Origin of the sequence: Microvirga arsenatis (assembly GCF_009910705.1) — a bacterium.
GTDB lineage: Bacteria > Pseudomonadota > Alphaproteobacteria > Rhizobiales > Beijerinckiaceae > Microvirga > Microvirga arsenatis.
This window is the reverse complement of sequence record NZ_JAAAXJ010000001.1, coordinates 70185-83398: the sequence shown is the minus strand read 5'-3', so window position 1 is coordinate 83398 and position 13214 is coordinate 70185. Positions and strand designations below refer to the sequence as shown.

Here is a 13214-nt window from a genome sequence, read left to right as displayed (position 1 = left end):
GTGCAATTTCCGCGGATGATGCCCAAAACAGCAGCATATTTAAATGTCTAGACATTTGACATTGCCGCTTCGTCATGGTGCCATTCGCCCGCTCGGAAAAAGAATGCCCGGTGCAGGGATCTTGAGATCCCCTCGAAGGGCGGAAGACATGACGGGTCAGAGGATCGAAGCAATGGAGGCTGCAATGAAGGCGGTATTGGGTGGTTTGGCCGTGTTGGCGCTGGCGGCAGGATCCGCTTCGGCGCAGGAGACGAAGGTGGCCATCGGCATCTCGGGCTGGACGGGCTTCGCGCCGCTCACGCTCGCGAAGGAGGCCGGCATCTTCAAGAAGAACGGCCTCGACGTGACGATCAAGAAGGTGCCGCAGGCAAGCCGCCACCTCGCCATCCAGTCCGGCGACATCCAGTGCGCCGCCACCACGGTGGAGACCTGGATCGTCTGGAACGCCAACGGCGTGCCCACCAAGCAGATCTTCCAGCTCGACAAGAGCTACGGCGCCGACGGCATGGTCGTGCGCAACGACGTCGCCTCCATCAAGGACATCAAGGGCAAGACGGTGGCGGCCTCCGCGCCGGGGACGTCGCCCTATTTCGTGCTGTCCTGGATGCTGAAGAAGAACGGGTTGTCCGTGAAGGACGTGACCGTCGTGAACATGGAGCCGGGTCCTGCCGCCCAGGCCTTCATCGCGGGCCAGAACGATGCGGCCATGACCTATGAGCCGTACCTGTCTTCCGTGCGCGCGGCGCCCCAGGCCGGCAAGATCATCGCCACCACCCTCGACTATCCGGCCGTGATGGACACCTTCGGTTGCACGCCGAAATTCCTCGCCGACAACCCGAAGGCTGCGAAGGCTCTGGCCGACAGCTATTTCGAGGCCCTCGACATGATCGCCAAGGATCAGGCCAAGGCCTACGAGATCATGGGCGCGGACGTGAAGCAGACCGGCGAGGCCTTCGGCAAGTCGGCCCAGTACCTGCGCTGGCAGGACCGCGAGGCCAACAAGAAGTTCTTTGCCGGCGAGTTCAGGACCTTCTCGGCCGAGGCCGCCGACCTGCTGCTCGAGACCGGCGTCATCAAGCAGAAGCCGGACATGGAAGCGCTGGCGGACACGAGCTTCATCCAGTAACGCATTCTTCCGGCGGCCCGCTTCCGTGCGGGCCGCCCGGTCGTTTCACCATCCTGGCGGTCCGAACCTGTGGTGCGGCCCGCAGAGCAGATCCCATGCCTCGTCCCCTCGAACCCGTCAGCCAGAGCACGCGCATCACGCTCGGCATCTCCTTCTTCGTCCTCTTCGTGGCGGCCTGGGCCTTCGCGACGCTGGGCGGCTTCGTCTCGCGCACCTTCCTGGCCGATCCCATCACCATGGTGCAGGACGGCTGGCTGCTGCTTACGCGCTTCGGATTCTTAAGCGATATCGGCGTCACGGTCTGGCGGGTCGTCGGCGGCTTCATCCTCGCTGCCATCATTGCGGTGCCGCTCGGCATCCTGATGGGCGCCTACAAGACCTTCGAGGCCTTCCTCGAGCCCTTCGTGTCCTTCGCGCGCTACCTGCCCGCCTCCGCCTTCGTGCCGCTGCTCATCCTCTGGGCCGGCATCGGCGAGATGCAGAAGCTCCTCGTGATCTTCATCGGCTCGGTGTTCCAGATCATCCTGATGGTGGCGGTGGCCGTGGGCAACACGCGCCGCGACCTCGTCGAGGCCGCCTACACGCTGGGCTCGAGCGACCGGGGCGTGGTCAGGCGGGTGCTGATCCCCGCCAACGCGCCGGAGATCGCCGAGATCCTGCGCCTCGTGCTCGGCTGGGCCTGGACCTACGTGATCGTGGCGGAGCTGATCGGCTCGTCGTCGGGCATCGGGCACATGATCATCGACAGCCAGGCGCTGCTCGCCACGGGCCAGATGATCTTCGGCATCATCGTCATCGGCATCATCGGCCTGATCTCCGATTTCCTGTTCAAGGCCTTCAACCGCAAGCTCTTCCCGTGGAGGCTCGCATGAGCAGCACGATCCTCCAGATCGACAATGTCTCGCGGGTGTTTCCCGGCGTGCGCGGCGGCGCACCCGTGCGGGCGCTCGAACCCACGAACCTGCAGGTGGCGAAAAACGACTTCATCACCATCCTCGGCCCCTCCGGCTGCGGAAAGTCCACGCTCCTGCGCATCGTGGCGGGCCTCGACCGGCCGAGCGGTGGGCGCGTGCTGCTCAACGGGCGCGAAATCAAGGGCCCGGGCGCCGACCGGGGCATGGTGTTCCAGTCCTACACCCTCTTTCCGTGGCTCACGATCGCCGAGAACATCGCCTACGGCCTGCGCGAAAAGGGGGTGCCGAAAGCCCAGCGCCAGGAGATCGTCGCCTCCTACACGGAGAAGGTGGGCCTGCGCGGCTTCGAGAACCACTACCCCAAGCAGCTCTCCGGCGGCATGCAGCAGCGCACGGCCATCGCCCGGGCGCTCGCCAACGACCCGGAGATTCTTCTGCTCGACGAGCCGTTCGGAGCCCTGGACAACCAGACCCGCGGCCTGATGCAGGAGCTGCTGCTCGGCATCTGGGAGCGCGAGCGCAAGACCGTGCTCTTCGTCACCCACGACATCGAGGAGGCGATCTTCCTCGCCTCGCGCGTCGTTGTGATGTCGGCGCGTCCCGGGCGCATCAAGGCCGACATCCCCGTCGAGCTGCCGCACCCGCGGCACTACACCATGAAGACCACGCCGGAATTCTCAAGCCTGAAGGCGCAGCTGACCGAGGAGATCCGCGTGGAGGCCATGCAGGCGGAGGGCGTGCACTAGCGGCCGGCCGCCCCAGGGCGGCCGGCCTTGCTGCCCATGGACCTCAGATCGTCCTCCGAGGGCGCAAAGGAGCTGTTGAGCGGATGCGGGTTCCAGCCCCGGGACGAGGAGGACGGCACCGCCTTGATCATTCCGGACCAGCGACGCTTGAAGCGCGCTGCCATTTCCGGATCCTCGAACCCGATCAGGCCCCACGTATCGAGCAGATGGTAGAAGTCCCAGGATGCACCCTGCTGGTTGAGCCAGCCGATCACCTCGCGCCTGAGATGTTTCCGGCTCCCGTCCCAGACGTCCCAGTCATTGACCATGAGCACGTGGGGCCAGCGCCTGGCATAGGCTTCGACGCCGTAGCAGGCGGATGAGGCCATCTCCTCGTCGCGCCACTGATCGACGATGATGGCTTTCATTCTCTCCAATTTGGCCATCGTCCTAATCCCATCTGGTATAGTCCGTAAAAACCGGAACCCCACCATTGTTCCCATGGCGGCCCTCTGTTCTACCCCTATAGGGGTAAACAGGAAACTATCTTTTCATCTTGGCCGTGCGATAAGCTGGCGCATGACCGACGAAGCCCCCTACTCCCGCAGCACCACCGCCCTCTCCGAGCTCACCGGCCAGCCCGTGAACACCTGGTCGGAGGAATGGCGGGTCGAGTGCGAGGTGAGAGCCCTCCTGAAGATGTCCAAGGCCGAGCGGGACGCCTTCTTCAATGGCCGGAAGGACGAGAACGGCAAATCCATCGACCGCGGCGTCGTCGCGATCCGCGGCGTGAAGGCGGCCGAGACCCTGAAGGCCCTCATGGAGCAGTTGCAGGAGATCCGCAGCCGCAAGGGCTGATCGGCCTTGCAGACAGAGGGCCCCTAGCTCTTTTGCGGAATTGCGTCCCATCCCGGCGGACGTTAAAAATCCCCTCTAAACGAAGGGGAAAAGAATGGCGACGCTCACCTGGAACGGCTCGTGGGGGTTCAAGCTGTCGGACCTCGACCTGAGCAACCTCTTCTACGCGGACGACTACATCCGAACCTCGACCCGCTTCTCCGCCTATTACTACGACATCGGATACCGGGACGAGTTCAGGGGCTATGGCTTCACCTATGACGTGTACGGGGTTCCGACGGGCGGCGTCGTGACGGGCTACGCGTCCATCGTCTCCGGCAGGAAGGTGGCCTCTCTCGACGGCGGATCCGTCCCGGTGACCAGCCTGGTGAACGCGGCCTCGACCTTCTCCACCTCCGATGATCGCGGCATCTTCCGGTCCGTTCTCTCGGGCAACGACAGGATCACCGGCGGCGGCTACAACGACAGGCTGGAAGGATTCGCCGGCAGAGACGTGCTCTACGGGCGCCAGGGCGCCGACAAGCTCTATGGCGGGCTCGACGCCGACACGTTCACCTTCAAGTCCATCCGGGACAGCACGGTCTCGTCCAGCGGACGGGACACGATCCAGGATTTCTCGTTCTCGCAGGGGGACAGGATCGATCTGCGCGCCATCGATGCCAATGCGACGGCCGCCGGCAACCAGGCTTTCCGCTTCATCGGCAAGGCTGCGTTCCAGGACCGTGCAGGCGAGCTCCGCTCCGAGAAATACGGAAGCGGGTATCTCGTGAGCGGCGATGTCGACGGCGACGGCGGCGCGGACTTTTCGGTCTACCTGAAGGGTGTCGCCAGCGTCTCGAAATCCTATTTCATGCTCTAGGCATTTCGTCGGGTCGAAGGCCGCATGGCCTTCGGCACACCCATTGTTATCATTCGCCGTGGCACACTCGATGTCTTGGCGCGAGCAGCAGAGTTGGGGCGGGAGCATCTCATGAAGGGAATGAAAGCCGGTTCAGGGATCGATTGGCGCCAGCTGCCGCTGATCGTGGTCGCGGGCCTCCTGATCGGCACCCTCTTCGGGCAGGCGCTGAAAGCCTACGCGCCTGCGACGACAATCGTGGCGACGAAATCCAAGCTGCGTCCGTGAGCGGGAGAAACAACCCGGATCGTCGTCTGGAGAGACCGTGTGAACGAGAGAGGCTCCATGCTTGCCTTCGAAAGGACCGCACAGCCTGAGCTGAATTTCTGACGGCGAACCGGATCCACGTCGCCGAAAAATCCTCTAGCTCGCAAGCTGCCTGCGTTTCACGGGCTCCGAAGCCTCGCCCAGGTAAAGGGTCATATGGCGACGATAATTCTCGGCGTCCGAGGTCAGGCGCGATTCGACATGAGCCGAGAGAACTGCGTTGTCACCCTGCGCCTCCGCTTCCACCAGGTAGCGGATGACGTCCGCAAGGGCGCCCGGGCTGCCGGCGGAGAAAGGCAGGTCGACCCGGGGGTCCGCCTTCTCGGCCATCCCACCGATATCGGCATAGATGATCGGCCGACCGGCCATACGGGCCTCCTGAATCACGATGGGCGAGTTCTCCCACCAGATGGACGGAATGATGATCCAGTCGCTGCCCCGCATGAGGTCGAGGACCTCCTGATTGCGATAGGCTCCCATCATGCGGACCACACCGCGCGTTTCCTCGAGAAGACGATCGACCTTGCGGCCGAAATCGGTGTCGCGGAAATGCTTGTTCTCGCCGTGAATGCGGACCTCGATGCGCTTGCGCGTGCGCTTCGGCAACGAGGCGCATGCCTCCAGCAGCACATCGACGCCCTTGTAGGGGTTGATCTGACCGAAATAGGCGAGTGTCAGGCGCCGGTCGCCTTCCACGCGCAGCACTTTGCGATCCGAGAGGGAACGGACCTTCCGGAGGACGTCCTGATCCATGATGTTCTCGATCACCGCGATGCGTTCGGCCGGCAGCCCCCAGGCCACGTAGCGGTCCTTCAAAAAGGCGCTGGGCGAGACGAACATGTCGACGTTGCCGAAGAACTGCTTCAGGATCGATTCCCGCACGAAGAACTTGCCGGCGCTGATCGACGGGAAGCACCCGCTGCACTCCGCCGGCGAGGCGGCATAGCACAGACGGCCGTTCGTCTTGATCATCTGACCGAAATGCGCGCAGATCGCCGCATATTCATGGAAGGTGAAGATGACGCGGACGCCGGCTTCCCGGAACAGCTCGAAGATGTCGAGTCCCCAGTAGATGAAGTGGTGGATGTGCACCACGTCCGGCTGCACATGGCGGATGAGTTCCTGGATGAGCTGCTTCAGCAGATCGTAGTTCTGGCTCTGGAACGTGAGGCCGTCCACAGGCGGAGGGGCTGCGAGGATCTCGTCAGGGCGGCCGCGGAAGCTGCCGAAGAAGGCGCTATGGCCGATCGCATCGTGCTCCGCGCGGGCCACGAATACGGCCTTCTCGACCGTCGGATCGGTCTTGAGCGCCTGAAACAGGGAATAGGCAGCGCGCTCGGCGCCGCCAGCCCCGAGATCCGGATGCCCGTGTGAAAGGACCATGACGCGCATGTGGGAGAACCTATCTGCTGAATGGATAACCGACGCACATCCTGGGCGCCTTTCGGAGACGATGGGCGGTCAGGCCGGCGCCTTGGGCGCGGAGACCTTGAACACGCGCTTCGGACGCGTCAGCTCCGCTTCCCAGCGCCGGTTGAATTCCGCGCAGTTCATGTAGGTGACCATGGCTCTGATATCGTCGTCTCCCATGGACGGGATGGACTGGCGTTCGAGGTGGTACAGGCCGGGATGGACGTGAACCTGGATCTCGGCCCCGAGCTGGCGTGCCCGGAGGCAGAGATCCGCATCCTCGAAGTCGCCGCGCTCGTAGCGCAGGTCGAACCCGTTCAGTGCCAGGAAGAGGTCCTTCGACAGAGCCATGAGCGCCGCCGTGACGGCCTGGGCCGGGCGGATCGCGTCACCGTCGTAGAGGTCGAAGGGCAGACCCTTCATGGGGTGATCCGCCACGAGCAGATTGCCCATGGCGGAGGAGCGCGGGAAGGTCATCCCCAGATGCTGGATCGTGTTGTCCTCGTAGAGAAGCGAGAAGCCCACCACGACCATAGCTCAGCGCAGGCAGGAAATTCGTGAACGCAACCGGGCCTTATGAGTTTGCTTGTAGATATTGATCGCGCGTAAGCTACAGGCAAGATGTACTGGGAAAGTCCATGAATACGACACCGTTCTGCCTTCATCCCGAGTACATCTCGCGCCGCGAAGGTGTGCCGTTTGATGATCGTAGGTACCGCGATGAGTGGCAGAGAGAAGTTTATGAATTAGCTCGTGAATTGTTCGACAAACATAGATGTAAGAAGGCCGTCGATTTTGGCTGCGGCTCCGGTTTCAAGCTTATAAAATACTTTGGTGACGTCGAATTTGCCGGTGTTGAGATAGAGCCTGCTTTAAGCTTTCTGCGTCAGAAATATCCAGACCGGATTTGGCACAGTGGAGAAGAGATCACTTCTGAGTTATTCGATTCAGATATCGTCATTTGCTCTGATGTAATTGAGCATTTGTCGGATCCCGATGTCCTTCTCAGCGCGATCGGTGAGTCATCTGCCAAGATTGTGGTGATTTCGACACCAGCATTGGAACTCCTTGCTGATCGCGGTCTGTCCCCTCGCCTTGGCCCACCAGCAAATCCAGCACATCTAAGGGAATGGACCACACTGGAATTCAAGCAGTACGTGTCTCAGTTCCTGCCAATCTCGCGTCATTTAGTAACTAACATCGCGCAGTGTACACAAGTTATAGTTGCCATCCGCTCAGACTTACTCTTCTGAGCACAAGTAATATTTCTCATAAAATAGATACCGATTCATCGCGCCGTCGTAACTTCGACTCACGCTCCAAAAGTGATGGAGGCACATCAACCTGGGATGCAATCTGCTCAAGGTGGTCGAGATTATTCCGTTTTACCCTTTGAGCCCGATCTCCTATTTTCTTTCCAAACTCCAACCCATTACGCGATAGGAACGAAATATAGCGCTCACGCAACAGTGGGTAGCTTGAGTTAAATAGAGAAAAGTCTGCGAATTCAGCCAAGTCTTCCAGTGAAAAACTTGCTTCAAAGTCCTCGAGTGGGATATGTGGCAGATTAAGATACTCGACCATCTCACGCGTTCGGGTATCGAATGGCATATTAAGTGCTGGTGTTCCGGCCATGATGGCAGCCATATTGCCATGGAAGCGAGATCCATAAACGAAGTCATAGCCCTTCATCGCTTCGATCCATGAGGTCATGCCAAAATAGATTTGAGCATGGCCACTCATCCAGCTCTCAAATTGATCGTGAGAAAGGTAGCCGTGTGTGTAGTATCGAGAGTGCGTATCGGTTTCGTACTGCTCTCGAAGACTTGGCATGTCCGGCAAAATATAAGGCATCATCCAACCTTCAGATTGAATGATATAGTCTGCCTTATGTTCAAACCCATGCTTGAATAAGGCCCCAACAGCATCTCGGAAATTACCATCTGGCGTGCAATGTATGGCTAGCCGCGGCTCTCCAGACGCAGAACCATTGAAAGGACGGACATCTGGAAAGTCGTTCCAAAACGCAGTGGGACAGCCAATTACCTCGATGTTTTTGATCCCAAAATCATTAAGTATCTCTGCTGTATAGAAGCCTCGCACACCGATAGAAATACTCTTATCGGCCAGCAGATCGAGAAAGCGTCTCGTTTCTTTCTTGAGTTCAATGCTATCATCGTAGCGATATGATTGAGCGCCGGCACCAATCATTACCATTTGGTCGATTTTGCGAGACTCTAGCTCCTCGCACCAGCCTGTGAGATCAGCAGCTGGGCTGATGAAGTTTGACATCGACAAGACGAGCCGGGTGATATTCTGCGGGAGCCCCTCAAGAGTGTTATGGACTTCAAGATAAGGCATATGGCTGGCAACAGCTTCCTCAAAGAAGTAGTTACCAGTGTTATATACCGCAGCCTCAAAGCGCTTCTGAACAGGATCTGAAGGATAGGAGTGTCGGGTGCTGCGCAGAAAAATCTCAGTCACGTTCAATCCTCACTTGAACTGCCATGAACAAGGTGCAGTTCCACTCAGCCCCAGAAGAACAAGCATGCTCAACGTTAATGAAATGCCTGCTAAGCCTTCGGAGCAATTTTGAATATACGTCGCTGCTCTTGGCCACGTGGAATGGCGCCAGAAACACCGAAAACATCCCCAATTGTCCAAGGAGTCACCTCCCACCCCTTGGCCTTACGCATCTCGGCGCAAAGCGCAAAGAGGCGCTGATAACCCTCTTCACCCTCAATGAGTCCATGCTCCTTGTAGTGGTGCAGACCGCTTACAAATCGCTTCTCTACCTTCACCATCTGCTGAACCTCAGGATGGGCTTGGAAGTAGTCCGCTTCATCGGCTCTGAAAAGCGCTTCAATGATCTGATGAATAGTTCTTTTATCCGAATGTCCTTGCGCAATCAGAATAGCTGAAGTTGCGACCGAAATCTGATGCTCTGGCTGAATCTTGCTTTCAAGAAGGCGATCTAGGAGGAGCCTATATGCATTGGAGCCTAGATCGCTGCCGGCTTGGCGGACAGCTTCGCGGACGAGTTCAGCCAAGGTGAGGTCAATCACCTGCCTGCGCATAAGCAGGTCTGCCAAATGAGCTGCTGCTTTTTCAGCGCGCTGCATGGAAAGATCAAGGAGGATACCTGCATCCTCGAATGTCAGACCAGAAGCGACTACCGGCTGAGGCACTTCGACCTCCTGCCGTGCGATGAGACGGATCGGCTCATCATGCGTGTTGTCCAGAGCCATGCCTTGCACCGGACTCCGCTGATCGGATTTCGTCGAAGCTCTCCATGCTTGAGCGAGAAATGGAGCTCCAATAGCCTCTGCGTAGGTTGCGAGCATCTCAGCATATTCAGAAGTCGCATTGTTGCTCGTACGCAAAGGTACCAGATGCGCACTGAGCGGGTCACTTCTGTACTCCCACTCAATGCGATTCAGGCTATTCATGAGAGCCTCGCGACCTGTGAAAAGTTCAATGAAATCCCGCCATTCGGAATGATTCTTCGACAGATCAATAGCATCAAGGATGCGCTGGTAATTCTGCATCGCAGACGTGTTGGAGATCATGCTTGGACGTCCAACCTCGTAAAGGTAGAGAGCCCTAGGTACGATCTGCAGGGTAGCGCCCTCTTGCAACGAGCGAAGATAAAATTCGTAATCTTCGAACCCAACTCCATAGATCTCAGTGTAGCCGCCGATCTTCTCGAAATGCCTCCGTCGGATCAGCGCCGTAGCTGCACCAAGGGTATTCTCATAAGAAGCGATCGATAGCGGCCCACCAATTGGAGCATAGCTCAACTTTTGTTCAAACTTTTCCGGCATGATGGCCGGCTTTTCCTTCTGACGACGAACCTCTTCCATGAAGAGGTTGAAGCATCCCGTAATATCCGCCTTGGTTGCCTCGGCTGCTTGCACAAGGGTTTCCACCATCGTGTCGAAGGCAAGGTCATCATCATCAAGGAAAACCAGATAGTCGGATTTCGTGTTCTTGGCGATCGTGTTGCGTGCAGCTCCAAGATAGCCATTCTCCCGACGAATCAAGCGGCCTCCAAGCCGCTTGAGCAGAACCTCGATGTTTGCCAGTTTCTCAAGTGTCTCGGGTTTGCTGGAGCCATCGTCGACTACTACGATCTCCAGATTCTCGTAAGTCTGTCGGGCGGCCGACATAAGGGCCTCCAAGAGCTTGTCTGGACGCTCGTAATGAGTGATGCCCAATACAACCTTTGGCTTCTTGACCCTCTCCGTCACTTTGGCAACAGGTGTCGGCGCCGGCAGGTTATTGTGAAATTCAGCCCAGCGCTTCTCAATGCTCTCGGGTGTCTCATCGAGCAGAGCACCAGGCAATCCAACGGTGACCGCTTGCAGAAGCTTGTCGGCAAGATCCTTAGGAGTGATTGGGCATAGGAGTTGGTCGTGCAAGCTTGCGTCAATCAGTTCACGGGCGCCGCCGTGAATGGAGGTGATAACCGGCTTCCGAAGCACAACAGCTTCAAGCACTGTGTATGGAGAGTTTTCCTCCGGCGATGGGATCACAACCACTGAACGGGGATTGCTACCCAGATAGTTCAGCGAGGCATAACGATCCCACTTGGTGCGAATGTTGATCGGGAATTTCCAATTCTTTGCGCGATTCGTCAGCTCGACGCCGGAAGGACGACCATTTATCTCTCCAAGCTTGCCAAGGAATGTCACCGTGATCTGGCGCTCGGCTAGAATACCAGCAATTGAGTCGACAGCTTTACAGAACTCGATGAACCCTTTGCGGCCTTCATGACGTGCGAAAAACACGATCTCATTGGCTGGGGTGGCCGCCACAGGAGCCTCAGATGCCAGGCTTCGTGAGAAACGCGTCGCTAAAGTACAAACATTCTTGATGATGTGAACGCGATCCGGCGCTGGAAGGGCGTATCCATGAGACACCATCCAGTCGACAAGATATTGGCTGGGGCTTACCAGGAAATCTGCCAGTTCAATCGACTTCCTTTCCATGAAATCGATTTTGATCTGATCCTGATGGGTAAAGAGGGACTTGTTTGCTTCAAGGGCCCATCGTGTTGGCCCGTGAGCCTGCACGACCAACACGGTTGACTGGAAGTCCAATCCTTGGCGCTTTGCTGCCAAACAGAAATACGCCAAGCCTTTGTAGTCATGAAAATGAATGGCATCATAATGCGGCACCATTCGACGCAAGGTCTCATAGACCGAATACGCACGCTTCTCATGAGCCTCCCCTCCCCAAACGAACCGGTTGAAGTCCATAGAGATGAATTGGATGTTGTCCCGCATAAATCGCTCGAATAGACGGCGGGCCTCATCTTCAGACGGTGGTGCGATCGGAGCATGCAGGATATCAACGATGTAACCATTTACGGAAAGGCTGACAGCCAACTCTTCAAAAGCTGCACCAATGCCGCCTGAACCGCCGAACCCAGCGATCTCTTCAGTAACGAGGCAGATCCGCTTTTTTTTATTGGTTGGGTAGAGGGTCGTCACGTCATTCATTCCGTTCAAATTGATGTTGAGCCCTAAGCGGCCGTGGTTACATCGCAAAGGCACTTCCAACGAGGAAGTTGTGTTATCGAAATAAGCGAATCATCTACTAATGAGCAAGCTCCATCTCATGAGCTTCTGCTTGATATCATATGACGGTATGACGCAACGGGAGAATAATGGAGAATCTTGAAGTCCGATGTGAGCTAAGCTTGAGTAGATACAACCTGTTAGCTTCCCGCTGTAACTTGATCTATACATCCGTATCGTAATCGGTTTCCCATGAACCTCCTCCTCCTCCACCCCAATTTTCCCGGCCAGTTCAAGCGGCTCGCCAAGGAGCTGATGGGGCGGGAGGAGTGGCGGATCGTGGGGATCGGCGAAGGGGAGCGGGGGTCCGGCGGGGCGGAGCGGATCACCTACCGGGGCTATTCGCACCCGACCGGGCCGGCGGAGGCGGCGTTTCCTCTCGGCACCGACTTCGCCGAGCACGCGCGCCGGGGGCGCACAGTGGCGGATCTCGCGCAAGCCTTGAAGGACAAGGGCTTCAGGCCGGACGTGATCCTGGCGCATCCGGGCTGGGGCGACGCCCTGTTCGTGCCGGAGGTGTTTCCCGAGGCCCGGTTCATCGCCTATCTCGAATACTTCTACCGCGCGCAAGACAGCGACCTCGATTTCGATCCCGAGCTGAGGGTCCGCAGCCGCGACCTGCGCACCGTTCCCCTGCGTAATGCCACCAATCTCCTGGCCTTCGCGGCGGCGGATTGCTGCGTCACGCCGACCCGTTGGCAGGCCGGCCTGTTCCCGCCGCAGATCGGATCGCAGATCGAGGTGATCCACGAGGGCATCGACACGGCCCATGCGGCGCCCAACCCCGCCGCCGCCTTCGCCCTGCCGAACGGCGCGGTGTTGAGCCAGGCCGACGAGGTGGTGACCTACGTATCGCGCTCCCTCGAACCCTATCGCGGCTTCCATGTGTTCATGCGCAGCCTGCCGGAGATCCTGAAGCGGCGGCCGAAGGCGCAGGTCGTGCTGGTGGGCCGGGAGGAGATCAGCTACGGGCAGAACCATGCGAGCGGGCAGAGCTGGAAGCGCGTGATGCTCGAGGAGGTCGGCGCCGATCTGGACATGAGCCGCGTGCACTTCCTGGGCCAGCTGCCTTACGACGCTTATCTCGATCTGCTGCGGGTCTCGTCCGTGCACGTCTATCTCACCTACCCGTTCGTGCTGTCCTGGTCGTTTCTGGAGGCCATGGCCTGCGGCTGCACCATGCTGGGCTCCGCCACGGGCCCGGTGCTGGAGGTTCTGAAGGACGGCGAGAACGGGCGCAGCGTGGGCTTCTTCGACCGCGCGGCGCTGGTGGACACCCTATGCGAGCTGCTCGACGACCCGGCCCAGCGCCGGCGCCTCTCGCAGGCCGCCAGAGAGACCGTGCTGGAGCATTACGACTTCAAGACGCGCACCTTCCCGCGCTATCTCGATCTCCTGACACAATGAAAAAGGCGAGCCGGTGGGCTCGCCCTT

The 13214-nt window shown here is 58.7% G+C and carries 13 protein-coding genes; 8 read left to right on the top strand and 5 right to left on the bottom strand.

The window, feature by feature from the left end; translation table 11 throughout:
- Positions 1-184: 184 nt before the first annotated feature.
- The 3 genes from GR303_RS00395 (at position 185) to GR303_RS00385 (ending at position 2786) form a co-directional block, all read left to right on the top strand.
- Complete coding sequence (locus GR303_RS00395) at positions 185-1126, top strand: ABC transporter substrate-binding protein (RefSeq protein ID WP_161723264.1); 942 nt, start codon at positions 185-187, stop codon at positions 1124-1126.
- Between the two features lie 95 nt (positions 1127-1221).
- Positions 1222-1998, top strand: a complete 777-nt coding sequence (locus tag GR303_RS00390; protein ID WP_161723263.1) for an ABC transporter permease — start codon at positions 1222-1224, stop codon at positions 1996-1998.
- Positions 1995-2786, top strand: a complete 792-nt coding sequence (locus GR303_RS00385; RefSeq protein ID WP_161723262.1) for an ABC transporter ATP-binding protein — start codon at positions 1995-1997, stop codon at positions 2784-2786. The genes GR303_RS00390 and GR303_RS00385 overlap by 4 nt, the downstream gene beginning before the upstream one ends.
- Here the strand turns inward: GR303_RS00385 and GR303_RS00380 are convergent.
- Positions 2783-3193, bottom strand: a complete 411-nt coding sequence (locus GR303_RS00380) for a hypothetical protein (protein ID WP_161723261.1) — start codon at positions 3191-3193, stop codon at positions 2783-2785. The genes GR303_RS00385 and GR303_RS00380 overlap by 4 nt on opposite strands.
- A 151-nt stretch (positions 3194-3344) precedes the next feature.
- On the opposite strand from GR303_RS00380, the gene GR303_RS00375 reads away from it, so the two are divergent.
- The 3 genes from GR303_RS00375 to GR303_RS00365 all read left to right on the top strand — a co-directional run bounded on the left by GR303_RS00375 (position 3345) and on the right by GR303_RS00365 (position 4749).
- Positions 3345-3623, top strand: coding sequence for a DUF7696 family protein (locus GR303_RS00375; RefSeq protein WP_161723260.1), 279 nt, complete (start codon positions 3345-3347; stop codon positions 3621-3623).
- A 94-nt stretch (positions 3624-3717) separates the two neighbouring features.
- Positions 3718-4482, top strand: a complete 765-nt coding sequence (locus GR303_RS00370; RefSeq protein ID WP_161723259.1) for a calcium-binding protein — start codon at positions 3718-3720, stop codon at positions 4480-4482.
- A 111-nt stretch (positions 4483-4593) separates the two neighbouring features.
- Positions 4594-4749 (top strand): hypothetical protein, encoded by a 156-nt coding sequence (locus GR303_RS00365; protein WP_161723258.1) that lies wholly within the window; start codon positions 4594-4596, stop codon positions 4747-4749.
- 135 nt (positions 4750-4884) lie between these two features.
- On the opposite strand, the gene GR303_RS00360 is transcribed toward GR303_RS00365, so the two are convergent.
- Positions 4885-6180, bottom strand: a complete 1296-nt coding sequence (locus GR303_RS00360) for a glycosyltransferase family 4 protein (RefSeq protein WP_161723257.1) — start codon at positions 6178-6180, stop codon at positions 4885-4887.
- 69 nt (positions 6181-6249) lie between these two features.
- Positions 6250-6726, bottom strand: a complete 477-nt coding sequence (locus GR303_RS00355; RefSeq protein ID WP_161723256.1) for a glycosyltransferase family 2 protein — start codon at positions 6724-6726, stop codon at positions 6250-6252.
- Between the two features lie 110 nt (positions 6727-6836).
- On the opposite strand from GR303_RS00355, the gene GR303_RS00350 reads away from it, so the two are divergent.
- The gene (locus GR303_RS00350) at positions 6837-7451 is read left to right on the top strand and encodes a class I SAM-dependent methyltransferase (protein WP_161723255.1); all 615 of its coding nucleotides are present in this window, start codon (positions 6837-6839) and stop codon (positions 7449-7451) included.
- Positions 7452-7467: 16 nt separating this feature from the next.
- Here GR303_RS00350 and GR303_RS00345 read toward each other — a convergent pair whose 3' ends face one another.
- Together GR303_RS00345 and GR303_RS00340 are read right to left on the bottom strand one after the other, a co-directional pair.
- A complete protein-coding gene (locus tag GR303_RS00345; RefSeq protein ID WP_161723254.1) occupies positions 7468-8682 on the bottom strand; it encodes a polysaccharide pyruvyl transferase family protein in 1215 nt (404 codons plus the stop codon).
- Between the two features lie 89 nt (positions 8683-8771).
- Complete coding sequence (locus tag GR303_RS00340; protein WP_161723253.1) at positions 8772-11693, bottom strand: glycosyltransferase; 2922 nt, start codon at positions 11691-11693, stop codon at positions 8772-8774.
- A 279-nt stretch (positions 11694-11972) separates the two neighbouring features.
- Here GR303_RS00340 and GR303_RS00335 point away from each other — a divergent pair, with 279 nt between their 5' ends.
- Positions 11973-13187, top strand: a complete 1215-nt coding sequence (locus GR303_RS00335; protein ID WP_161723252.1) for a glycosyltransferase — start codon at positions 11973-11975, stop codon at positions 13185-13187.
- Positions 13188-13214: the final 27 nt, after the last annotated feature.

Coding starts and splice junctions, on each gene's coding strand:
- GR303_RS00395 (WP_161723264.1), top strand. CDS start 185: ATGAAGGCGGTATTGGGTGGTTTGGCCGTGTTGGCGCTGGCGGCAGGA.
- GR303_RS00390 (WP_161723263.1), top strand. CDS start 1,222: ATGCCTCGTCCCCTCGAACCCGTCAGCCAGAGCACGCGCATCACGCTC.
- GR303_RS00385 (WP_161723262.1), top strand. CDS start 1,995: ATGAGCAGCACGATCCTCCAGATCGACAATGTCTCGCGGGTGTTTCCC.
- GR303_RS00380 (WP_161723261.1), bottom strand. CDS start 3,193: ATGAAAGCCATCATCGTCGATCAGTGGCGCGACGAGGAGATGGCCTCA.
- GR303_RS00375 (WP_161723260.1), top strand. CDS start 3,345: ATGACCGACGAAGCCCCCTACTCCCGCAGCACCACCGCCCTCTCCGAG.
- GR303_RS00370 (WP_161723259.1), top strand. CDS start 3,718: ATGGCGACGCTCACCTGGAACGGCTCGTGGGGGTTCAAGCTGTCGGAC.
- GR303_RS00365 (WP_161723258.1), top strand. CDS start 4,594: ATGAAGGGAATGAAAGCCGGTTCAGGGATCGATTGGCGCCAGCTGCCG.
- GR303_RS00360 (WP_161723257.1), bottom strand. CDS start 6,180: ATGCGCGTCATGGTCCTTTCACACGGGCATCCGGATCTCGGGGCTGGC.
- GR303_RS00350 (WP_161723255.1), top strand. CDS start 6,837: ATGAATACGACACCGTTCTGCCTTCATCCCGAGTACATCTCGCGCCGC.
- GR303_RS00335 (WP_161723252.1), top strand. CDS start 11,973: ATGAACCTCCTCCTCCTCCACCCCAATTTTCCCGGCCAGTTCAAGCGG.